Genomic DNA, 22,874 nt, shown 5'->3' with positions numbered 1-22,874 from the left:
AGTTATCCACAAAGTTATCTATAAGTGTTTTTTCATAGCTTTGGTATGCTATCTCCCGACAAATCATACAGATAAAAAATTACTAAAAAGTCAAGATTGATCTAGCTTAAAAAATCCCGTATCTTGTGTTGAAAATAAACTTTAACTACTAAGTCTTGTGTTTATCCCTCAAATATCGTGGCATGTTTTTTGCTCGGTTCAAACGGTCTATGAACATAACAAAAGTGACAATGGAGCTATGCTGGCATGAGCGTAATTACTTCGACTCCTGGTCAAATTCAGGTGATTAAGCGTACTGGAGATGTTGCTGCATTTGATGCAGAGAAAATTTCTGTTGCGATTGGTAAAGCTTTTCTTGCTGTGGAAGGTCAACAGAGTTCGGATTCAAGCCGTATTCATGACCGTATTACCCAGTTGACGGAAATGGTATTAAATACTTTTAAACGCCGTTTACCATCGGGCGGTACGATCCATATTGAAGAAATTCAAGATCAAGTAGAACTTGCTTTAATGCGTACTGGGGAACAAAAAGTTGCCCGCGCTTATGTAATTTACCGCGAACAACGTGCTAGCGCTCGTCAGCAAACAAATTCAAACCACCACCCTACCTTGCAAGTTACTGATGCAAACGGTCAGCTTCAACCACTTGATTTAAGTGCGTTACAAGCCACTGTAAATAGAGCTGCTGAAGGCTTAGAAGGTATTGAGGTTCAAGCAATTATCGATGAGACCGTTAAAAACTTATATAACGGCGTAAAAGAAAGCGATATTGCCACAACCATGATGATGGCAACACGTACGCGTATCGAACAAGAACCTAACTATACATACGTAACTGCGCGTTTGCTTCGTGATGAGTTGGTCAGCACTGGTTTAGCATTCTTAGGTTTACCGGCAGATACAGCTGAAAACAATGCACTTGAAGCATTCTTGAAAAAAGGTGTAGAGCTTGATTTGCTTTCACCAGACTTGCTTAAGTTCGATTTAGAAAAACTAGCTGCAGCAATTCAGCCTGAACGTTCTAACCAGTTTACCTACTTAGGTTTACAGACTCTATTTGACCGTTACTTCATTCACTCAAATGGCGTTCGCTTCGAATTACCACAATTATTCTTCATGCGTGTGTCTATGGGTCTTGCACTTAATGAGCAAGATAAAGAAGAGCGTGCAATCGAGTTCTATAACTTATTGTCTAGCTTTGACTACATGGCGTCTACGCCTACCCTGTTTAACTCAGGTACATTACGTCCACAGCTTTCAAGTTGTTACTTAACAACGATTGGTGATGACCTTTATGACATTTATGGTGCAATGCGTGACAACGCGATGCTCTCTAAATGGGCTGGTGGTTTGGGTAATGACTGGACACCTGTACGTGCCTTGAACTCTTATATTAAAGGTACAAACGGTAAATCTCAGGGTGTTGTTCCGTTCCTTAAAGTTGCGAACGATACAGCCGTTGCAGTAAACCAAGGTGGTAAGCGTAAAGGTGCGGTATGTGCGTACTTAGAAACTTGGCACTTAGACATCGAAGAGTTTTTAGAACTTCGTAAAAACACGGGTGATGACCGTCGTCGTACTCACGACATGAACACTGCAAACTGGGTTCCTGACCTATTTATGCAACGTGTATTTGAAGATGGCGATTGGACACTATTTACTCCGTCTGAAACTCCAGACCTACACGATTTAACTGGTGCTGAGTTTGCTGAACGCTATGCATACTATGAGTCTGTTGCGAAAGAACAGAACATGTTGCACAAGAAAGTACGTGCTAAAGACTTATGGCGCAAAATGCTTTCTATGTTGTTCGAAACTGGTCACCCTTGGATCACGTTTAAAGATGTATGTAACTTACGTTCACCACAACAACACGTTGGCGTAGTTCACTCATCTAACCTATGTACTGAAATTACGTTAAACACAAACCAAGACGAAATTGCAGTATGTAACCTAGGTTCGATCAACCTTGTTCAACACGTTAAAGGCGGCGTATTAGACCGTGAAAAGTTAGCGCGTACGGTTAAAACAGCAGTTCGTATGCTCGATAACGTTATCGACATTAACTACTACGCTGTACCACAAGCGAAAAACTCTAACTTGAAACACCGTCCTGTTGGTATGGGTATCATGGGCTTCCAAGATGCACTTTACGAAATGGGTATGGCTTACGGTTCTGATGAAGCTGTGAACTTTGCTGACGAGTCAATGGAAGTGATTAGCTACTATGCAATCCAAACTTCAAGCGACTTGGCTGTTGAACGTGGTGCTTACTCAACATTCAAAGGTTCATTGTGGGATCAAGGTATCCTTCCAATCGACTCTATTGAAATTGTTGCTAAATCTCGTCCAGAACGTATGTTCGAAGTTGACCGTACTCAACGTTTAGACTGGGACACTTTACGTGCCAAAGTTCAAAAAGACGGTATGCGTAACTCAAACGTAATGGCGATTGCTCCAACTGCAACCATTTCGAACATTTGTGGTGTTTCTCAGTCTATTGAGCCAACATTCCAAAACTTATATGTGAAATCTAACTTGTCTGGTGAGTTCACTGTTATTAACCCTTACCTTGTTCGTGCATTGAAAGACCGTGGTCTTTGGGACACAGTAATGGTTAACGACCTTAAACACTTTGAAGGTTCAGTACAAAAAATTGCTCGTATTCCTGAAGAATTAAAAGCAATCTTTGCTACTGCGTTTGAAGTTGAGCCACGCTGGATTGTTGATGCTGCATCACGCCGTCAAAAATGGATTGATCAAGCACAGTCTCTTAACCTTTACATCTCTGGTGCAAACGGTAAGAAACTTGACATCACTTATAAGATGGCATGGTTACGTGGTCTTAAGACGACTTATTACCTCCGAGCTTTAGGTGCAACTTCTGCTGAAAAATCTACAATTAACACAGGTGCGTTAAACGCGGTTAAACCTGCAACTGTAGAAGCGGCAGCCCCTGCAGCGGCTCCGGCCGTAGAAGCGAAAAAGCCTGAAGCAGTTGAAGAAGACGGTTTCACTCAAGCAGCTCCTGTACCAATGGCTTGCTCAATCGACAACCCTGATTGTGAAGCTTGCCAATAACATTCAATAAAATTGCTCTTTTTCACTAAAGAGCAATTTTAAAAGAGGTAAAGATTATGCTTTCTCATCTCAGCCATAATTATATGCTTGGTGTTGGAGTATTAATCTTTGCCTTTATTTTCTTTTATATGCCGATGGTTTACGCATTCATTACGATACGTAAGCAACAGCGTAAGCAAAATAAGTTGTAGTGAGTAGAGACCAAAGGCCCAAAATTTGGTCATACCTTAATAAAACTTAATTTTGTTTACACATTAAAAGCGTATAGTAGGGACATCTTCGTTTAAGAGATGTCAAATATAGATATATACAACGAAGAGAGAACAAAAATGTCTATCCTTAGTTGGGACGATTTTGAAGATGATTCGCAAAAACCGGCTGCACCTGAACACAAGTCTGCGCCCATCCAACCGGAAAAAACGTCTGATTCGCAGAATGTATCTGCTGCGCAGCCATCATCGCAGAGCGTGGCAGCTCCACAATCCGCTGGAACCCATTCCGTGCGATCAACAAATCCAACCGATTCAATGGCTCGAGCATCTGCAGCCTTAGAACATTTGGATGTTGCTCCTGGCCTTGAAGAGTTAGAAATGGGCGCGCAACGCGTTCAGGTTGACGACAAAGCCATGATTAACTGTCGCGCTGACTTGAACCAGCTTGTGCCATTTAAATACGAATGGGCTTGGCAGAAATATCTTGACGGGTGTGCAAACCACTGGATGCCGCAAGAAGTTAACATGAACCATGACATCGCACTTTGGAAGTCTGAAAATGGCTTAACTGAAGATGAGCGTACTATTGTTATGCGTTCTTTAGGTTTCTTCTCGACTGCGGACTCTTTGGTTGCAAACAACTTGGTATTGGCGATTTACCGTCATATTACTAACCCTGAATGTCGTCAGTACATCTTGCGTCAAGCGTTTGAAGAAGCTATTCACACTCACGCTTACCAATACTGTATCGAATCTTTAGGTATGGACGAAGGCGAAGTCTTCAACATGTACCGTGAGATTCCTTCTGTTGCGCGTAAAGCATCTTGGGGCCTTAAGTACACTCAATCTTTAAGTGACCCTACTTTCCACACAGGTACTCCTGAAAACGACCAACGTTTACTTCGTAACTTGATCGCATTCTACTGCGTACTTGAAGGGATCTTCTTCTACTGTGGCTTTACTCAAATTTTGAGTATGGGCCGTCGTAACAAGATGAACGGTGTTGCTGAGCAGTTCCAATACATCTTGCGTGATGAGTCTATGCATTTGAACTTTGGTATCGACATGATTAACCAAATCAAGATTGAGAACCCTCACCTTTGGACTGCCGAGTTCCAACAAGAAGTCATTCAAATGATTCTTGAAGGTACTATGCTTGAAATCGAATATGCTCGTGACACAATGCCACGCGGTGTATTGGGTATGAATGCAAGCATGATGGAAGAATATTTGAAATTCATCTGTAACCGTCGTTTATCTCAGTTAGGTTTACCAGAGCAATTTGCTGGTGTAACCAACCCATTTGCGTGGATGTCTGAGATGATGGACTTACGTAAAGAGAAGAACTTCTTTGAAACTCGCGTAACTGACTACCAAACTGGTGGTGCGTTAAGCTGGTAAGTTTAAGCATTCTTCCTCAAAGTAATTTGAGGCTATAAAAAATCCGACTATATGTCGGATTTTTTATATTTATTTAAGATAACTATTAGTATGAATTGCAGTAGATTAAATTATAAGAGATACATTATGAATATAAGATATTTAATAATTTCTAGCGTCATAAGTTTATCGACTTTAAGTACTATATGTTGCTCTAAACCACTTTCACAACTAAATAATACTCAAAGTGAATTAAGTGAAATATATGAGCAAGGTGGGAAATACTTCTTAGGTAAAGAAGTACCTAAGGATTATTCAAAAGCTTTTTCATATTTTAAAAAGGCAGCCGAAAAAGGACTACCCATTGCACAAAATGATTTAGCAGGAATGTACCTTAAGGGAATCGGGACGCAAAAAAGTGAAGAAAAAGCTTACTATTGGTATGAGAAAGCTGCGAAAAATGACTTTCCGGAGGCCCAATACAATATGGGGCTCATGTATGATAATGGCTATTATGTAAGCAAAAACAGATCTAAAGCCTTAGAGTTTTACAAATTAGCTGCTCACCAAGGTTATGCTAAAGCTCAATATAATTTGGCAAATGCTTATCTTTCGGGAAATGGCGTACAAAAAGATATTAATTTAGCTTTAGAGTTATATAAAAAAGCTGCCGATCAAAATCTTTCAGAAGCTCAATATAACTTAGCAAATATTTATTCAGATGGTAGCTTAGTTAAACAAGATAATAAAAAAGCTCTGGAGCTATACACACAAGTAGCTGAGAAAGGTATACCTGAGGCTCAGAACAATCTAGCTTATATGTATGCTAATGTTTACTCAGATTATGAAAATGCAAAGTTTTGGTTCAAAAAAGCTGCTGATAATGGATATGAACCCGCAAAAGAGGCTTTAGACCAGTTTCAGTAATCCACAATATATTACTTAGATCAAAAGGGTTGCTAATAGCCGCCCTTTTTTATATCTATCTCTCAACTCAAAATAAAGATAAAACTATTTTTAAATAAAATTAGGTTTCTTTCTTATGCTTAATTAGTTTTAAAAGTAATATTAAAACAACCACCATTAGCCAGATTAAAATTAAATACCTCATCAATAAGGTGGGGAACATAACCCAATTCCACCAAGAAGCAATTTTTTCTTCACTTGTTGAAAAATTAATTACACTCCCTTTTTCATCTTCAAAACGAATTTTATTAACTACAATATATTTATTTTTAAAAAACAATGATGAATTAGGAAAAAAACCTCCCTCAACTTTAAGTAGTTTTCTAGGCTTATATAATTCACAAAATGAACCATTCTCATTTCTAAAATATGCGCAATTAATAATATTTTTTTTATAATTATCTTTTATTATCAACGATGTCATACGTCCATATTTGATATGAAATTCAGGCTCATAAACAACAAAACTCTCTTTTCTAGGAGTAAAAACTATACTTGGGTTAAGAGCACAAAGCAGTACAATCGCACAGAAACTTAAGGAAAAGACAAGAACAAAATTTTTATAAATATACGAATATAATGAAAAAAATGGATCAACCACTTCCCTAGAGATCCACATTTTAAGTTTATAAATCACAACTATCCCCCTATAAAACAATAGTAAAAAGCCAGAGGCTAATAAAATACCTGTGCTAAAAGTACCAACACATACAAGAAAATTTACAATCCATATTCTTTCTTGTTTTACATAATTTTTTAATAGTTTTGCTAAGATAAATAGCAAAAAAATACAAGAATATGTGTTGTGATAAAAATTAGCTTTTATTCTAATTTCGAATTCAAAAAGAAAGTTTAAGTTAAACCGAGTTATATCTCACTCAAGTTATACAGAGTAATTTTAGTCAAAATGATTAGCAGGAGCTATCAAATTTGCTCACAAAAAAGCCGATTTGTATCAAAATCGGAATTTTGCTGTTTTCATGCTGAATCTCCTGCTTGTATCTTAAGAGAAAATTCTACTTTTAGATCCTATTATTTTTAGGAGGGATTACCGAGTTCCTATTTTAAGAGCTAAGAACCTTATACCTAGAGAAGAGAGAAAACCATTATCACTAGAAGACATTAGTAAGGAGTTAGACGATGAAGTTGATGAGTTTAATATGGAAGATTAAATCTAACATATGTTACAAAAAGTTTAAAATAAGTTCTATTATACTGAATTTTAATTATTATTTAAAATGAAAAGCCTAGATCTGGATCTAGGTTTTCATTTAGTAGAAGAGATTTTATATTAAACAAAATACACTTAACTTGATGTTTTTTTAAATTTTTATGTAAAGTATTTATGTTAAATCTATATAAACCAATGGATTGAATCCTTCTATCTCTCCACTTGCTTTTATTTCATTAGGCTTGCCTAATATCACTTTTATGTTACTTTTCATTTCTGTATATCTTCTTTTAATCATTTCCTCAGCTCTATATATAGAATCTTCATCTAGTAAAACTAAAATAAGAGTTAATTCGCTTAAGTTTTCTTCGTTCATTATATAATAAGATCGATATTCTAAATTTTTGAACATTATATTTATATTGTTTATATTTCTTAATAACTTAGCTTCGAACCCTAATTTTTTATTGTCTTCATAAGCAATAAAATCTGGAAAGTTATTATTTATCTCAATGTTTGAATATTTTATTGATAACCATTCATATACAGCTCTTTCTGCATATCGTACCATTGGAACAAAACCTTCCTTGATATCATAAACATTCCTAATATCATGAGATATATCACGAATTTCTTCTATAGTTTCTTTTGTCACTTGAGTACCTAGATGTGAGTTAGCATATCTTAAGAAGCTCTCCGTATTATAAACATGGAAATTATCTACTTTTCCTTGTCTAGTTAACTCATCTTTTAGCTCGGGTCTGACACCAATAGTCTTAGGTCCACTACTACTATTAACTTTCCACCACCAGTCTGCTTTATTATCATCAGTTATAAATATAATATTTTTATGTTCATTTTCTTCAACAAATTTAATGATTTGTTTCCAAATAATTAGATCTCCAAATTTTCTTTTATATAAGATTCCTCCATAACTAAATTCATCTGGATTTTTATCTCCTTTGGATGAGTCTTTATAACCAGGAGGGATACTATTTTTATATCGATTTTCACCATCTTTAGATATGTCATCGATAATTTTTTGGTTTGAAGGTGGAAGCCCAATTTTATCTTTGAATAAGGTATCGAGTCGTACTCTAATTTGATCATTTGAGTTTATATTGATACTTTGTTTTTCTAATTCATTAAGTTCATTAAAAAAAATGGATGCTAGTTTTTTAGTTTCTTCAATAAGTTTGTCTGGATTAATATGAGTATGCCTATTTCTTAATTGAAGTTCTTCAAACTCCTTTTCCATTGTAGATATCGCTTCCTCTACAATATTCTTTACTTTAGAAAATCGGTTATATTGCTCTGCAATAACGGTAAGTCTATTTCTTTGAAACTCTAACCCTACATGATAAGGAATCCACACTCTTTGTGCTAATTTTTCGATAACTTCAAGCAAGGCATCTCTTGTAGAAGCTTGGTATCTATATAAATTAAGCAGAACATTTGTATCAAATATAAAGATGGCGCGTTCCCATAAGATTGAAAAATCTTTTTCGTCTAGGTTGTAATATCCTTTAAAAAGTTCTTTCATAATAATATTTAGCTAGTTAAAATGCTTGCAAATCTATCAAAAAATATTTTATTTTCAAATGATTATCAATATTTTTTATAAAAAAATCTAAACTCAACATAATACGTCTTATACAAAATTCACTTTTTATTTCATATAAATCAAAATATTACTCTTTATTAAAAAGCCCAATTCATAATATTTGGGCTTTTTTAATGATTTGCCACGTTTTACTATTACTTATTGATCAACTCTCCAAAATTTCATGTAATCTCTATTAATTCTAAAGCAGATAATATCTACTCTAATCTAAAATCATTCTTACAATGACTCACTACCCTATCCTGCATACATACACTTAAGTAATTCGAGTATCTAAAAGCATCTTCCAAAGAATTTATCAAATCTATATGCTCTTTCTTTATAATGACATGGGTTGTGCCGCTGTAACCTTAGCTTATGTCCGCTAGCTTAAATCCAAATAACCAAATACAGCTTTTTCAACTCGCTGTTGTAAATGATTTAAATCACTTTCCCCTGCTATGCCTGCCGCGTTAATCATTCCTTTACTTAAAGCAATTACATCTTGTGCCGCTATCTGTCCATGTGAAATGTCAGAGCGTATGAACAGATCAGAAATTATGGTTTCAAGCTCATGCTGATGCTCACTTTCCTCAATGTCTTTTCCAATAAGTTCAGAAGTAAACTCTAGAGTTCGTGCCAACTGAGGACGGCTTAATTGATGTTGCACAGCAGCTTGGATGATGAGTTTTAGTTTTTCTTTTAAATCTGCGGTATCACTTTGCTGTATGGCTTCAATAATATGATTTGAAAGTTTAGTGCGCTCACGTCGAATTAATTCAACAATTAAAGCATCTTTAGATGGAAAGTATTGATATAGGCTACCAATGCTTACGCCAGCAAGTTCAGCCACGGCATTTGTGTTAAATCCAGCAAAGCCTAAAGACTCCAGAATACGAGCAGCTGCCTCTAAAATAGCTTCAAAGGTAGCCACTGAGCGTGCTTGACGCGGGCGTTTACGTGGGTCTGGGAGGGTTTCTGACATGAGCCGAAATGCGAGTATTTAATGTGAGTAATCACTCATATACTGACTGAGTCATATTGATATGACAAGCAAATGCTGTCTTTTCTGTTGAGCTTCAACTCAGCCCAGTCATGGAGTGGTTATGTCTAGAACCTATACTTTTTTTATTCATTTAAAAGCTTTGCCTGCTTGGTTGACATTAGCTCGTGAAAAGCGGGCTGAGTTTAGTGCACAGAAGCTTGAACCTATTTTTGAGAAGTACCGGACTGTAAAAGTTCGGTGGTATGACGTTGAAGCGTTTAGCACTAAAGCCAGTGATATTGCTGTGTTTGAGACGACTTCTTTGCAAGATTATTATTTTGTGATTGATGCGATTCGAGACTCTGAGTTTTGTACAGTGCCCTACTTTGAGTTTGTAGAAATTATTCCTGCAATTGAAGATGGGTATGTGGAGTATGAAAGTTCTTTATAGAAGTTGTGAAAGATTTTTAAATTGAATAACCAGCAGTTAGTCTAGTCACGATACTTTAAATAACAGTATTAAGAATAAGGTAATCAAAAAATAAAAAGTAGATGGTCTACTAGGTGCTACTAATAAAATCACTATTCATTGTGTATTTTAATTTTACTACTAAAAGATCATATTCTTTAGTAGTAATCTAATATAAAACAATTAAGTATCAAAAATTATAGTGTAATATACACCCATTTACTTGGGCTATATAAGCGAATACTTCAATGTCAAAAGAGAAATTTATAAAAATAAAATTAATGCATAGAGAGTGGAAAAAATTTCTAGGGAATATTCAATTAATTATTAAACCACCAGAAAAACTCTCAACACATCAATATTTCCCCTTAACGCCTGTCCCAAATGCAGATGAAGACCAAGTCTACAATGAGATGTTAACTTCTGCTTTACAACAGAAAGATGTAAAGAATATCGCTTTAACTGGCCCATATGGATCAGGAAAAAGTAGCGTACTGCTAACTTTTCAGAAATCAAATCCCAATTGGAATTACTTAAATATATCTCTAGCAACTTTTAAAGATAATTTAGAAAAGGATACAAACGAAAATAGTAATAAAGAAGTTGATATTGAAGCAATTGAAAAAAGTATATTACAACAGTTGTTCTACTCAGTTGATCAAAAAAATCTACCTAAATCAAGGTTAAAGAGAATTGTATCTATTAAAACAAGAGAACTAATTGCAAATACACTTTTTATTATCATTTGGATTTTCTTAGCACTACTAACATTTTCTCCAGAAAATATTATTATAAATAATTTCAGCTTACTACAAAATTTACCTATAATTTCTAAAATTATAATAAAAATTCTTTTTATATCATACTGTATAGTTGGTTTATTTGTATTCTTACAATATATAGAAAAAATTAAAGAGCTAAAATTAAAATTTCAAGATACAGAAATTACTCTCAACAATAATACACAAGAGTCTATTTTAAATAAGCATTTAGATGAAATATTATATTTTTTTGAAGAAACCAATTTTGATATTATTATAATTGAAGATCTTGATCGCTTTAATAACACAGAAATATTTATTAGACTAAGAGAACTTAACACTCTTATAAATGCAGCTAAACAAGTAAATCGACGAATAGTTTTTCTCTATGCTATCAAAGATGATATGTTCAAGAATAAGGATCGTGCTAAATTTTTTGATTTCATAATACCTATTATTCCAGTTATAAATCCTACAAATGCATACGACTTAATCAAAAAAAATTATATAAATGATAAAGTTAACACGAATTTAAACAATCAAATTAATGAAGTATTTTTACATCAAATTTCACTTTATTTTGATGATTTAAGATTGGTAATTAATATATTCAATGAATTTGAACTATATGTTAAAAAATTAAATAACAACCACTTAAATAAAAACAAATTATTAGCAATTATAATCTACAAAAATTACTATCCATCAGATTTCACAGAGCTTCACAAAAATAGAGGTCAAATATATAATATTTTCAATAAAGTAAAATTAAATTTAATTAATAATTTAAAAGAAGATTTACAGTTAGAATTAAACGTTTTAGAAAATATTATAGACCAATCTAATACTGAACAAAATGATTCTATTATAGAATTAAGAAAAATATATTTATATGAAATTCAAAAGAAAACACCAATTATTAAAAATACTCAATGCAATCAATATGGTGGCTCTTCCAATTATAAATTATTTTTATTAGCTGATGATCATAGATTTAGTTATGATGAAATCTTAGATAATTTTTTATTAGAAAATGAAAATTTTGAAATATTACAAAAATCAGATACTCTACAATGGAATATAGAAGTACATGCAAATTATACAAAAACAGACATTGAAGAAAACAACATTCCTTTTACTTTTAATACTATCGAAAATCTAATAGATAGTAAAAAAACTTATAAATTAAGAGAGGAAAGTATTAAAAATAAAAATTTAGAAAAAAGAAATGAATTAATAAATAAGAGAAAAATTATTTTAGATAAAATTAACACACTTAAACAAAGCACACTAAAAGAACTTCTAAATTTATCAAATTCTAGTTTCTTTGATGATGATAAACAACCTAAGTTATTACAATTCCTTATACGTGAGGGATATATTGACGAAAATTATTCAGATTATATATCCTTTTTCTTTAATAGTGTTATTACAATAGAAGAAAGAGACTATGCACAAAGAGTTTTAAATCAAATTGAAAGTGACTATACACAACCACTAATTAACGTTAAAAAGATTTTCGATAGATACTTAACACCTAGACAATTTAGTCATTCAAGTATACTTAATTTTGACATGGTAGACTATGTTATTAAAAATAAAAATTTACTGGCAGATCATTTTAGAAATTTATTTATTTTACTTTCTAATGAAGAAGATCGCTCAAAAGAATTTATTATTGCATATATAGAAAGAGGAAAAAATCTTATTGATTTTATAAATACGATAGTTTCGTACTGGGGTGACATTTTTAAATTTATATCAGAGAATTTCCCTAATGATCAAATAGATATAAATTTAAAAACAATATTGAAAAATATTACAGATGAAAACATTAAAAAACTGAATAAAAATGGCCTTTTAACAGAGTATATTTCTGAAAAAGAGGATTTCATTAATTTTGTTATAAACACTTATGAAACTAATGATGAAGTTTTAAAATTATTAGAAATTTTATCTCCAGAATTTAATTTTCTTAATGCTAGCCATAAAGATCTAGAACTATTTAATGAAATATGTGAACAAAAATATTTTATTCTGAATAAAAAAATGATATTTCAAATACTAATTTTAAATAATGACCAGAAAGATTATGAAAAAATTCAGGAACAGTTTGATTCAGCACCTTATGGAACTATACAAGATTCTCAACCTCATTATTTAATTAAGCAGATAGATCAATCAATCGACTTTTTTTTCGAAGAAATTATTATCCCACACACAAAAACTTTAAAAGAAAATTCCATTAACTTTTTGTCATTAATTAACAGAGAAGATCTTAGTTTAAAGAATAAAGAGTGGCTTATAAAAAATAATAATATTAAAATTTCAAGTATTAATGAAATTAAAGATAGCAACTTATGGGAATTAATAATTATTAATTTGAAAATTATACCAGATTGGGAATCATTAATTCTATATTTTAAACACAAAGAATCTATAGTAGATGATACTCTTATTACATACTTAAATAATCCTGAAATTTACAGTATTCTTTGCGATAAAAAAATATTTGACTCTGAATCTGCTAAAAATGATGACAAACTTGCCACCAGCTTTGAATCTAATTTATTAAAAATTAATAAATTAAGTATTTCAGCTTATAAAGCAATTCTTAAAGCTCATAAATATAATTATACAAATTTAGATATAACCAACTTATCTTCAGACAAGGTCTTATTATTATGTCAAAATAAAATACTAAGTCTAACTGAAATAAATCTACAAAATTTAAGAAAAAAACCTATTGAAATATTAGTTGAGTTTTTATTTCAACATCAGAGTGCTTTATTAAAAAAAATCCCCGATGAATTTGAATTAACAAGTAAAGAATTTGAACTAATTTTAGCTTCCGATAAAATCAAAAATAGTATAAAAAAAGAGATTATAGATAAATTTAATGATGAGCTTTTTTCAACTTCAGAAACAACTAGAATACTAATAATTGATTTTTACCAATCATTACCACTTCAACTTCCAACTTCTTACCTTGATATTTATTTTGAAAAGACACTATCTAATGATAAAAAATTAGAAGCACTCATTTCTCAAATAAAATATTTAGAAACTTCACTTATTACCAATTATTTAAACTTACTAGGATCACCATATAATGGGATAACCACACCTGCTCGACATAGGTTAGACCTAACAAATCTTAATAATAAACTGACTACAGAATTGGAGAAAAAAGGCTATATTCATAGACGAGAAATTAAAAACTATAAAATTGCTAGTGATAAAATACTTTTCTACACAAAGTAAAACTCTTCAAACTATCTTTTCTACTTTCTAGGCAAGATAGTTTATTTACTATCAAAAAGCCATCCCTCAGATGGCTTTCCCCCAAAACCTCTCCACCACCACATCCCGTTCATCCAAACTGTTAGAGCTTAAAACCTGTAGCAGCAAACCATCGATCAGGTTTACCACCATGTTGGCATCAAATTTTGGCTCGCGGGTTTCCCCGCTAAAAATCAGGTCAAAAATTTCATGGCGCAGCCACTTTCGGTATTCAACCGCCATGTTGTAAGCCTTCGGGTAAAGCAGTTTTATTTCAAAAATGGCTTTAAGTAAAAGGTTGTACAGACTATTTAAATTGGCATGTAACACAATAATTGCTTTAAGTTTATCTTTTGAAGTGTAGTAACAGTTTGAGTAAATAATGGAGAGCACTGCTTCTTTCAGCAGACTTTTTTGAAAAGCGATGCACATTTCAATTAAGCGTTCTTTCGAGTGGAAATAGTTATAAAGCGTACCTTTGGCGATTTTGGTTTCTTTAGCAATCAGGTCGATGCCTGCATTGTGGAACCCATGCGTTGTAATGAGTTGGATTGCGGTTTGAATAACCTGTAATTTTTTGGAAGATATTTCTAAAGTTGGCATAGTTTTACCGTTTTAAATTCTTGTTGTGTCTAAATGAGATAAAAAGCCTGTGCCCTTTTTGGGAGAAAAAAGGCACAGCAAAGCCGCAAGACGGTGCTTGGCACATCTCAAGTTTTGTTGTTGCTAAGTTTTAAGTAAAAATGACTTAAAGCCTGAAAACCCTACGGCATTCAAGCTGCTGTAATTTTTTAAGCTGTGTTGTTATAGCTTTTGGCGCGGAGTGCCAAAAAATAATGGATGTGCATAGCCAACTCCTGATTATTAGAGTTCTGCCAAAACATTCATTTAGGATTATGGTGGCAGAACGAAAGAGGGTTAGCAGACTGGCTTCGAGAACCCAGCACACCCGAAGGTGTCCCCCTTCCGTCCTACCGCTACAAAAAGGGAGACGAGTGGGTCTACATCAAAAAAATGAATTTTTTCAATGTCCTCAAAGAACGGTCTGCTAAAACCGGCTGGCAATGTGGCCAGCACGCAAAGCATAATCTGAGAGTTTAGAAGTGTCAATGTAGCTTTTATGACAAGTGATTAAATATCTTATTGTTTTTCATTAGATTAACTAAATTATTATTTTAGATATTATATTCAATTGTATTTATTTATTTTTTAAAAAGAGCCAGATACGGTAAGCTAAACCTCATAAATTTTACTTTTTGATTTTGAATATTTTTTAAAACTTTACGAGAACATAAATGATAAGACTATCTTCAAAGTCCATTTTAATATTAACAACTGGGTGTTTGTTAAATGGCTGTAGCCAAGGCCCTCTTCCATTAGAGGTTACGCTACATCAGGATTATGTATGTGCCTTTACCAATAAACCTCCAAAAACCACTTATCCTGTTGATAATAGTTTTTTGATTTATATGGGGAAAATCGACAATAGAAACGCATATTCAAGTTCTTATGAGAAGTTTTACCCAAGCGGTCCGTTGCCAATAGAAGAAAAGGATTGTGCAAAAATTCCTCTAAAAGAATTTAAAAAGAATGTGGTTTATGACATTACTTTGGATACATACAAAACTTTTGATACACGTATTTGTGTAGTAGAACATAACAATAAGCTAGAAATTCGAGAGCCTGAACTCGGTGAAACAACTTGTAAATAAGATTATTCTTAGGCCTCATTTCATCATTTTAGAAACAACAAAAAGAGTGGGTTTAGACAATCTCTGTCTGCCCCACTTGGTGATAAGCGCGGTTAAAGTAAACCAAACTTTGGTCATGCTGGCTTTGTTTAATTGCCACAATCGGACATATAAAAATTGTGTGTGTACCGACTTGTTGAATTTGTTCAATCTCACAATCGAAACTCACCAACGCATCGTCTAACACAGGTGAACCTGTTTCTAACTCAATCCATTCGCCATGTTTAAAGCGTTCTTCAGGTGTGAGCTTAGATGAAAATGCTTTTGAAATATGTTCGTGGTGTGCGCCTAAAACATTCACCGTTAAGATTTTGTTATCTAGGAAATGTGCATGTGAACTCGCAGATTGGTTCATACAGACCAATAATGTCGGCGGTGTGTCAGTCACACTACAAACAGCAGAGGCAGTAAATCCAAAACGGCCAGACATGCCTGCCGTGGTCACAACGCTAACCGCACTTGTGAGTAAAGACATTGCATTTCTAAAGTCTGTTGCTTGAACCATGACATTATTCCTAAATTGAACCGTACCTTGTCCTGTGTGTTTGCTATACCGCCCAACTCCATCAGGAAGGTACTATCGACATGCGTTCTGATTAGAGCGACATGTAGTAAGTAAAATGAGGGTTACTTGTTTGATTATCAACTACCATCAAAAAAGTAACCCTTTATACCACTTATTGGTAAATATTAAGCAGTAAGATCAAAACCAGTAAGTTCTCTGCGAACGATTTCTGCACCTGCCGTTAACGCATTTAACTTGCCACGTGCCACTTCACGTGAAAGAGGCGCCATACCGCAGTTTGTGCAAGGGTAAAGCTTGTCAGCATCTACAAACTGAAGCGCTTTACGAAGTGTATTCGCCACTTCTTCTGGTGTTTCAATTTGGTTAGATGCAACATCAATCGCGCCGACCATGACTTTTTTACCGCGAATGAGTTCGAGTAAATCGATAGGCACATGTGAGTTGTGACATTCTAACGAGATGATATCGATGTTAGATTTTTGCAGTTTCGGGAAAGCTTCTTCGTATTGGCGCCATTCTGAACCGAGTGTCTTTTTCCAGTCAGTGTTGGCTTTAATGCCGTAACCATAGCAAATGTGAACCGCAGTTTCACATTTTAGACCTTCAATTGCACGCTCTAAAGTCGCAACGCCCCAGTCATTTACTTCGTCAAAGAATACGTTAAATGCAGGTTCGTCAAACTGAATAATGTCTACACCAGCAGCTTCTAACTCACGCGCTTCTTGGTTCAAGATTTTAGCAAATTCCCAAGCCAGTTTTTCACGGCTCTTGTAGTGACCATCGTAAAGCGTATCAATCATAGTCATTGGGCCAGGTAATGCCCACTTAATAGGTTGATCTGTTTGCTGACGTAAAAACTTCGCATCTTCAACAAACACAGGCTTTTGACGAGACACTGCACCTACAACAGATGGCACACTTGCATCGTAACGGTCACGAATACGAACTGTTTCGCGCTTTTCAAAATCTACGCCATTTAAGTGTTCAATAAATGTCGTCACAAAGTGTTGGCGGGTTTGTTCACCATCGCTCACAATATCAATGCCCGCACGTTGTTGTTCGTGAAGTGCTAAACGTAGCGCGTCTTTTTTACCTTCAACCAAGCCTTCGTTTTCGAGTTTCCAAGGCGACCAAAGCTTTTCAGGTTCTGCAAGCCAAGACGGTTTTGGTAAGCTGCCAGCAGTTGAAGTCGGTAATAATTTTTTCATGTTAAATGACCTGTATGTTGATTAATTAGGAGCGTAATTCGCAGACCACTGCTCAAGAATCGCTTGGTATGGTTTGATAAATTGCTCTTCAACAAACTTCCCCTGCTCTATAGCCAAACGGCTACGTTCTTCACGGTCATACACAATTCGAGTAAGTGAATAATCTTGGTGTTTCAAGCTTGGTTGATAAGATTTTCCAGCCACTGAATTTGCATTGTAAATTTCAGGACGGTAAATCTTTTGGAATGTTTCCATCGTACTAATCGTACTAATCAACTCAAGGTTGGTGTAATCACTCAACAAATCACCAGTAAAATAGAACGCTAACGGCGCAACGCTATTTGGCGGCATGAAGTAGCGAACTTTTAAGCCCATTTTTTGGAAATATTCATCGGTTAATGAATAGTCTTCTTGCTTGTATTCCACGCCCAAAACAGGATGTTCGTTTTCAGTACGGTGGTACTCTTTAGTCGTCGAAACGCTGAGGCAAATCACAGGCGCTTTTTTAAAGTTGGCTCTGTAAGTTTCAGAGTTAATAAAGCTCTTAAACAAGTTGCCGTGCAGTTCACCAAACTTTTCTGGCGTGCTAAAAGTCGACTTGTTTTTGTTGTGATCTAACAACAGCACACTAAAGTCATAGTCACGTACATAAGACGAGAAGTTATTGCCTACAATACCTTCGATGCGTTCATTAGTCTTTTTATCAACAATATTGGTTTTCAATATTTCGATTAAAGGAAGCCCGCTAGTACGGTTTTCAGCATCAATATTCATTTCAACCGAAATGATTTCAAGTTCAACGCCATAGCGGTCGCCCTTAGGGTTGTCCCAATGAGCTAAGGCATTGAAGCGATTGTCGATCATCCGTAATGTATTGCGCAAATTTTCTTCGCGGCTCATCCCTCTTGCCAAGTTAGCAAAGTTGGTGGTAATACGCGTATTGTCTGCTGGACGATAGTTCTCATCGAAACAAATACTCTTAATCGTAAATGTAAATTCTTTACTCATTTTGATCAGTACCCTAATTTCTGAGATAAAACCTAAAAAAAATTTCGAGCTCTTTTTTGAACTTTCCAGCCTTGTCAGTTTTGTGCCTTATGGTCTTATCAAAAGTGAATTACTGGAGCGCTTCAGAGCATGAATAGATTTATACCGCAATCACAACATGAATAAAAATGATTTAGTCTCATTCAAAACTGAGTGAAATTCATGTTTAGGGTTTAATAAATAAGTATGAAGTTAAATATTTTTCATCTTAGGTTTTTTTAGACAGCACAAACGAGACATACGTCGCTCTCGTTTTAATGCCTGCATTTTCTATAATTTATGATTATTTTCAATAAATTAAACAATTTATCTTTAAATAAAACTGCTCAACCTAAAGCAATTTATGTTGAATCTCGCTCATCTCTGCTTTTAGCCATTCTAAAAATATGGTTTTGCGTGGATCTTCCTCAAAAGAACTATGAGAAAGTAGAAAATAGGCTGAGCCATCTTGAACGATTGGTGAAATTTTCTGTATTGCGTTCCACTCAAGTTCTTTTTCAATCATATAAATTGAGATGACCGTCGCGCCGAGTCCAGCTAAACAACCTTCTAAACATAGATAAAAATGTTCGAGTTCAACTTTAGTGTAGCCTTTTAAACTTTGCTTTAACTCAGCAATACGACTCATGCTTTTGAAAAAATTTGGTCTAGAAGTCGAAATGAGTACGTCGTTTGTGTCGGGTGGCTTGGTTGCTTGAATTAGAGCGATATATTCATCGGCAATCTTTTCGCTATAGATATGCTCTCCCCAATCAAAATCATTTCGGCGAATTGCGATATCAATATTATCTTTTTCAAAATCGACCACGCCGCCTGCAGTGAGTAGCACAACCTCAAAATCATGACCGAGCTTTTTAAATTTTGATAACCGCGGTATGAGCCATTTCATGGAAAGCGTCGGTTCACAGGACAAAACCAGTTGTTTGTTGGGAGTTTTAGGCTGGCTGAGTTGTATTAAACATTCATCGAGTTGACCAAAAACGTGATGGCAACAACTTAATAAAATCTCGCCCTGCTCGGTCATCACAAGTGTTTTATTTTTTCGCTCAAACAAAGTGGTGTTTAAAGCTTCTTCTAAATTATAAATCTGTTTACTGACCGCACTTTGCGTCACAAATAATTTCTTTGCAGCTAAAGTGACGCTGCCATACTTCGCCACAAAGTAGAAAAATTTTAATGAATTCAGCGATATTCTTTCAATCATTCCAAAAACTCATAGATGTGTAGTCGTTTTTATCGATTTTTATTTTTAGGTTTCTGTTCAAAATAAAAATCATCTTTATTAAGCCCCATTTTAGATGATGAAAAATATATTAGATATCTATATCTATCTTCATAAATGTAAAGCCGCAATCTTTCTCACGAAAAGAATAACAGCTTTAAGTAAAATAATTCTCCTCTCGAATACATTCCAAAAAGTACAGACCGATCTCTTCATTTTCAGTGAGGGTGCAAGATAATGGCAGAGTTTATTGCGGTTATTCTCATTACGATTTTGGCGGTGGTTAGCCCCGGCGCTGACTTTGCGATTGTCACTAAAAATAGTTACTTGTACGGCAGAAAAATAGGTGTATTTACTTCACTTGGAATATCGCTTGGCGTGTTGGTGCATGTGACCTACACATTAGTTGCCGTTGCCTTTGTGATGACTTATACGCCGCAAATTTTGAATATTGTTAAGTATATTGGCGCGCTTTATTTAATTTATATTGGCTATAAAACCTTTACTCAAAAACCAGTTTTAGACACTGCTGCTTTAACCGCTATAGGTACTTTGCAAGCTATAAAGTATGGCTTTTTTACCAATGCTCTGAACCCTAAAACCACGCTATTTGTGATTAGCACCTATACGCAAATTGTGAGCTTAACTACGCCTAAAACCATACTTTTGGCTTATGGCTTTTTTATGTCTTTTGCCCATTTTATATGGTTTTCACTGGTTGCTGTGCTTTTCTCTTCAATGCTGTTGAGACAAAAAATGTTAGCCAAGCAAGTACAGATTAATAAGGTCATTGGCTCAATTTTATGTGTATTAGGCGTGATTCTGCTTTTTACTAAGTTTCAGTAAAGCCTTTAATTTTTAAGAAACTGTATGGTGAGTTTATGGTTAATGGACTGAGCGCTTCGTACAGAACTCAGTCCATTTGAGTGAGATAAAAAGCTATGTTTTAACTTTTTGACTCTGATAAATCATTTACGTTCCAACGATTTGCTCTTTTAAAGGTTCCAACATCGTTAAACCGCACTCCCATATCACGCATGACTTTATGGGCAACTGGTGCCGTCATTTGGCGAATGTAGAATGGTTCTTTCACTACAAAATGGTGGATGGCATGCGTTGAACCAAAGTTAAAGCAAAACAATTGGAACGGCATCATCCACCACGGCGTTAATACTTGAGTTTGTTGAATGACATTACCCAGTTCGACATCGCCGTAGTAATGCATATTGCTTGTCACAAAATGCAAGCAAAAGGTACGCAGCACATTCGGTGCAATCCAAACAACGGTCAAAATATTAACCACATGCATGATATTTAAAGTGGTAGCTGACCAAGCAATCGGTGCATTTGCCCAACTTGAAACAGCATCAACTGCATGAAAACCTAAAAAGATATACCACAGCGACCAATGAATAATGCCTAGCGGGAAATAAGCCATAAATGCACGTTTAAAAATTACTTTTCTAACCGTCCAATTGCTTGCAGAAATAATACGGAATAAGACCGCCAAGCCGTTATCACCAATCGCGATGAGACGACGTATGCTCCACTGTTCTCCGTTGGTTAAAGCTCTTTCTTCTAAATCAACTTCGGTGCCTGAGTTTTTATGATGGTTAAAATGCAGCTCACGACGTTTCCACGGGTTAATGGTACTGGGGCGAGCTAACCAGACTAAGCCCATCATTAAATGATGTGCCCATGGTTTCTTTCTAAAATACATCCAGTGAATCAGGTCATGCTCTAACTCATGGGTGAGCGATGCAAAAAAAGCAATAATTGGAATTGCAAACCAAGCTGAAAGTTGATGATTTATATAGAGCACGGCAGTCGCTATCATGCCCACCAAAGATATAAATAGAATCATCGCCCCAATAGCATTTTGATGGTTCAAAATAGGATGGCGTTTGCGTAAAGCCACGCCTTCTGCTGTTACTACTTTTTTAATATGTTCCGTTTTTTCGCTATCGGTCATTCCGGCAGGATTTTTATAAATATAGGTCATCCGTTATTCCTCAGTTTTTCATGCCTCTACTTTATTTAGATCACCCTAAGTGTGCTTAGCTCGAAACGCCAATCTATTGGCTATGGATGCCAAAATAAAAAGATTCAGAATAAACAAAAGATTTTTTAGTTTTGAATCTTTTATACTGTTCAGAGGAATATGAATCACAAGTTATAGGACATAACATGCCACAGACAGCAACGGCACTGGCTAGCTGGGTGAAAGCGATTCAAAAAGCGCTCGAAAAAGCCGGTGTTGATAGTCAACCTTTATTACAACAAGCAGGTTTAGATATTCAGGCTCTGAGTAATCCTGATGCACGATATTCATTAAAACAAACAGCAAATTTATGGAAATTAGCAGTTCAGAAAACTCAAGATTCATGTTTTGGCCTTAAAGTTGCCAGCCAAGTCAATCAAAATACTTTTCATGTGTTGGGGCATTCACTGATTACCAGCACCACCCTAAAAGAGATGTTTCTAAGAATTATTCGTTATTTTCGTGTGGTTACGGATATTCCAGAGCTAGAGTTTTATGGGCAAGGAAATAGCCATTATTTCGTTATTCATGTTCCCGACGAAGTTCAACCCGAATCTATCGATGCATTTATTTCCGTTTTTATTCGCTCAAGTCGTGCTTTACAAGGCTCTGTTTTTTCGCCATTACGCATTGAACTTAGACGTTCAGAGCCCGAAGATTTAGAAACTTTTCAGAGTATTTTAAAAGCTCCGATTGTTTTTAATGCACCCAAAGATATGATTGTGTTTGATACGGCAACGATAGAACAACCACTAGAAGGTGCAAATCCGACTCTCACTCAAGAATATGATGAAATTATTAATCGTTATCTGGCACGGCTCGATAAAGAAAATATATTGGCTCGTGTGAAAGTAAAATTAATTGAAAAATTATCTACAGGCGACTTTCAACAACAAGACGTTGCGAAAAGTCTAGGCTTAAGCATACGGAGTCTGCAACGCAAACTTTCTGCCGAAAACACCTCTTATAGTGAGTTACTTGATCAGACTCGGCATGAACTCGCCTTATCGTATATTAAAAACTCAAGCCATAATATTACTGAGATTGCTTATATTCTTGGCTTTACCGATGTCAGTAGTTTTACCCGCGCGTTTCGCCGCTGGACCGATTTATCACCAATCCATTATCGAGAAAAATATCTGGCTTGCTCTTAACTTTTAAAAACTTAG

General features: G+C 34.8%; 18 protein-coding genes. 9 read left to right on the top strand and 9 right to left on the bottom strand.

Annotated features, from left to right (window positions below; translation table 11 throughout):
* Positions 1-246 precede the first annotated feature (246 nt).
* From AC1PJ9_RS02005 to AC1PJ9_RS01990, 4 genes are all read left to right on the top strand, one after another.
* Positions 247-3,081 carry a ribonucleoside-diphosphate reductase subunit alpha gene (locus AC1PJ9_RS02005; RefSeq protein WP_311086635.1) on the top strand — a complete coding sequence of 945 codons (2,835 nt, stop codon included), beginning with the start codon at positions 247-249 and terminating at the stop codon, positions 3,079-3,081.
* 56 nt (positions 3,082-3,137) lie between these two features.
* On the top strand, positions 3,138-3,272 hold the full coding sequence (locus AC1PJ9_RS02000) for a hypothetical protein (protein ID WP_002120013.1): 135 nt from the start codon (positions 3,138-3,140) through the stop codon (positions 3,270-3,272).
* 138 nt (positions 3,273-3,410) lie between these two features.
* On the top strand, positions 3,411-4,694 hold the full coding sequence (locus AC1PJ9_RS01995; protein WP_016804659.1) for a ribonucleotide-diphosphate reductase subunit beta: 1,284 nt from the start codon (positions 3,411-3,413) through the stop codon (positions 4,692-4,694).
* A gap of 126 nt (positions 4,695-4,820) precedes the next feature.
* Positions 4,821-5,600, top strand: a complete 780-nt coding sequence (locus AC1PJ9_RS01990) for a tetratricopeptide repeat protein (protein WP_311086634.1) — start codon at positions 4,821-4,823, stop codon at positions 5,598-5,600.
* A gap of 100 nt (positions 5,601-5,700) precedes the next feature.
* On the opposite strand, the gene AC1PJ9_RS01985 is transcribed toward AC1PJ9_RS01990, so the two are convergent.
* The 3 genes from AC1PJ9_RS01985 to AC1PJ9_RS01975 all read right to left on the bottom strand — a co-directional run bounded on the left by AC1PJ9_RS01985 (position 5,701) and on the right by AC1PJ9_RS01975 (position 9,398).
* Positions 5,701-6,276 carry a hypothetical protein gene (locus AC1PJ9_RS01985; RefSeq protein WP_311086662.1) on the bottom strand — a complete coding sequence of 192 codons (576 nt, stop codon included), beginning with the start codon at positions 6,274-6,276 and terminating at the stop codon, positions 5,701-5,703.
* 706 nt (positions 6,277-6,982) lie between these two features.
* Positions 6,983-8,353, bottom strand: coding sequence for a PIN-like domain-containing protein (locus AC1PJ9_RS01980; protein WP_202724713.1), 1,371 nt, complete (start codon positions 8,351-8,353; stop codon positions 6,983-6,985).
* A 445-nt stretch (positions 8,354-8,798) separates the two neighbouring features.
* On the bottom strand, positions 8,799-9,398 hold the full coding sequence (locus AC1PJ9_RS01975) for a TetR family transcriptional regulator (protein ID WP_311086633.1): 600 nt from the start codon (positions 9,396-9,398) through the stop codon (positions 8,799-8,801).
* A 121-nt stretch (positions 9,399-9,519) separates the two neighbouring features.
* Between AC1PJ9_RS01975 and AC1PJ9_RS01970 the strand changes: the two genes are divergently transcribed.
* Together AC1PJ9_RS01970 and AC1PJ9_RS01965 are read left to right on the top strand one after the other, a co-directional pair.
* Positions 9,520-9,849 (top strand): darcynin family protein, encoded by a 330-nt coding sequence (locus AC1PJ9_RS01970; RefSeq protein ID WP_311070337.1) that lies wholly within the window; start codon positions 9,520-9,522, stop codon positions 9,847-9,849.
* Positions 9,850-10,115: 266 nt separating this feature from the next.
* Positions 10,116-13,892 (top strand): YobI family P-loop NTPase, encoded by a 3,777-nt coding sequence (locus tag AC1PJ9_RS01965; protein WP_311086632.1) that lies wholly within the window; start codon positions 10,116-10,118, stop codon positions 13,890-13,892.
* 66 nt (positions 13,893-13,958) lie between these two features.
* Here the strand turns inward: AC1PJ9_RS01965 and AC1PJ9_RS01960 are convergent, their stop codons facing one another.
* The gene (locus AC1PJ9_RS01960; RefSeq protein WP_311086631.1) at positions 13,959-14,513 is read right to left on the bottom strand and encodes a TetR/AcrR family transcriptional regulator; all 555 of its coding nucleotides are present in this window, start codon (positions 14,511-14,513) and stop codon (positions 13,959-13,961) included.
* Positions 14,514-15,205: 692 nt separating this feature from the next.
* Between AC1PJ9_RS01960 and AC1PJ9_RS01955 the strand changes: the two genes are divergently transcribed.
* The gene (locus AC1PJ9_RS01955; RefSeq protein ID WP_409070584.1) at positions 15,206-15,622 is read left to right on the top strand and encodes an NF045616 family extracytoplasmic (lipo)protein; all 417 of its coding nucleotides are present in this window, start codon (positions 15,206-15,208) and stop codon (positions 15,620-15,622) included.
* Positions 15,623-15,674: 52 nt separating this feature from the next.
* Here the strand turns inward: AC1PJ9_RS01955 and AC1PJ9_RS01950 are convergent, their stop codons facing one another.
* The 4 genes from AC1PJ9_RS01950 to AC1PJ9_RS01935 form a co-directional block, all read right to left on the bottom strand.
* The gene (locus AC1PJ9_RS01950) at positions 15,675-16,166 is read right to left on the bottom strand and encodes a flavin reductase (protein WP_032014964.1); all 492 of its coding nucleotides are present in this window, start codon (positions 16,164-16,166) and stop codon (positions 15,675-15,677) included.
* Positions 16,167-16,351: 185 nt separating this feature from the next.
* On the bottom strand, positions 16,352-17,395 hold the full coding sequence (locus AC1PJ9_RS01945; RefSeq protein ID WP_311086630.1) for a methionine synthase: 1,044 nt from the start codon (positions 17,393-17,395) through the stop codon (positions 16,352-16,354).
* Positions 17,396-17,416: 21 nt separating this feature from the next.
* Complete coding sequence (locus AC1PJ9_RS01940) at positions 17,417-18,403, bottom strand: DUF1852 domain-containing protein (RefSeq protein WP_020992410.1); 987 nt, start codon at positions 18,401-18,403, stop codon at positions 17,417-17,419.
* Between the two features lie 370 nt (positions 18,404-18,773).
* Positions 18,774-19,646: a LysR family transcriptional regulator gene (locus AC1PJ9_RS01935; protein WP_311086629.1), complete on the bottom strand. Its 873-nt coding sequence runs from the start codon at positions 19,644-19,646 to the stop codon at positions 18,774-18,776.
* 255 nt (positions 19,647-19,901) lie between these two features.
* On the opposite strand from AC1PJ9_RS01935, the gene AC1PJ9_RS01930 reads away from it, so the two are divergent.
* Positions 19,902-20,510, top strand: coding sequence for a LysE family translocator (locus AC1PJ9_RS01930; RefSeq protein ID WP_200000991.1), 609 nt, complete (start codon positions 19,902-19,904; stop codon positions 20,508-20,510).
* A 100-nt stretch (positions 20,511-20,610) separates the two neighbouring features.
* Here AC1PJ9_RS01930 and AC1PJ9_RS01925 read toward each other — a convergent pair whose 3' ends face one another.
* Positions 20,611-21,636 (bottom strand): fatty acid desaturase, encoded by a 1,026-nt coding sequence (locus AC1PJ9_RS01925; protein ID WP_311086661.1) that lies wholly within the window; start codon positions 21,634-21,636, stop codon positions 20,611-20,613.
* Between the two features lie 215 nt (positions 21,637-21,851).
* On the opposite strand from AC1PJ9_RS01925, the gene AC1PJ9_RS01920 reads away from it, so the two are divergent.
* Positions 21,852-22,859, top strand: a complete 1,008-nt coding sequence (locus AC1PJ9_RS01920) for an AraC family transcriptional regulator (protein ID WP_311086628.1) — start codon at positions 21,852-21,854, stop codon at positions 22,857-22,859.
* Positions 22,860-22,874 lie beyond the last annotated feature (15 nt).

Source organism: Acinetobacter sp. 70_2 (genome assembly GCF_056736115.1).
Note: the sequence above shows the minus strand (reverse complement) of the source record. Positions and strands in the feature narration are given on the sequence as shown.

Excerpts from the sequence above, each read along its gene's own strand:
- AC1PJ9_RS01965 (WP_311086632.1), top strand. The coding sequence starts at position 10,116 with ATGTCAAAAGAGAAATTTATAAAAATAAAATTAATGCATAGAGAGTGG.
- AC1PJ9_RS02005 (WP_311086635.1), top strand. The coding sequence starts at position 247 with ATGAGCGTAATTACTTCGACTCCTGGTCAAATTCAGGTGATTAAGCGT.
- AC1PJ9_RS01975 (WP_311086633.1), bottom strand. The coding sequence starts at position 9,398 with ATGTCAGAAACCCTCCCAGACCCACGTAAACGCCCGCGTCAAGCACGC.
- AC1PJ9_RS01945 (WP_311086630.1), bottom strand. The coding sequence starts at position 17,395 with ATGAAAAAATTATTACCGACTTCAACTGCTGGCAGCTTACCAAAACCG.
- AC1PJ9_RS01995 (WP_016804659.1), top strand. The coding sequence starts at position 3,411 with ATGTCTATCCTTAGTTGGGACGATTTTGAAGATGATTCGCAAAAACCG.
- AC1PJ9_RS01960 (WP_311086631.1), bottom strand. The coding sequence starts at position 14,513 with ATGCCAACTTTAGAAATATCTTCCAAAAAATTACAGGTTATTCAAACC.
- AC1PJ9_RS01925 (WP_311086661.1), bottom strand. The coding sequence starts at position 21,636 with ATGACCGATAGCGAAAAAACGGAACATATTAAAAAAGTAGTAACAGCA.
- AC1PJ9_RS01990 (WP_311086634.1), top strand. The coding sequence starts at position 4,821 with ATGAATATAAGATATTTAATAATTTCTAGCGTCATAAGTTTATCGACT.
- AC1PJ9_RS01930 (WP_200000991.1), top strand. The coding sequence starts at position 19,902 with ATGGCAGAGTTTATTGCGGTTATTCTCATTACGATTTTGGCGGTGGTT.
- AC1PJ9_RS01970 (WP_311070337.1), top strand. The coding sequence starts at position 9,520 with ATGTCTAGAACCTATACTTTTTTTATTCATTTAAAAGCTTTGCCTGCT.
- AC1PJ9_RS01935 (WP_311086629.1), bottom strand. The coding sequence starts at position 19,646 with ATGATTGAAAGAATATCGCTGAATTCATTAAAATTTTTCTACTTTGTG.
- AC1PJ9_RS01940 (WP_020992410.1), bottom strand. The coding sequence starts at position 18,403 with ATGAGTAAAGAATTTACATTTACGATTAAGAGTATTTGTTTCGATGAG.
- AC1PJ9_RS02000 (WP_002120013.1), top strand. The coding sequence starts at position 3,138 with ATGCTTTCTCATCTCAGCCATAATTATATGCTTGGTGTTGGAGTATTA.
- AC1PJ9_RS01980 (WP_202724713.1), bottom strand. The coding sequence starts at position 8,353 with ATGAAAGAACTTTTTAAAGGATATTACAACCTAGACGAAAAAGATTTT.
- AC1PJ9_RS01950 (WP_032014964.1), bottom strand. The coding sequence starts at position 16,166 with ATGGTTCAAGCAACAGACTTTAGAAATGCAATGTCTTTACTCACAAGT.
- AC1PJ9_RS01955 (WP_409070584.1), top strand. The coding sequence starts at position 15,206 with ATGATAAGACTATCTTCAAAGTCCATTTTAATATTAACAACTGGGTGT.
- AC1PJ9_RS01920 (WP_311086628.1), top strand. The coding sequence starts at position 21,852 with ATGCCACAGACAGCAACGGCACTGGCTAGCTGGGTGAAAGCGATTCAA.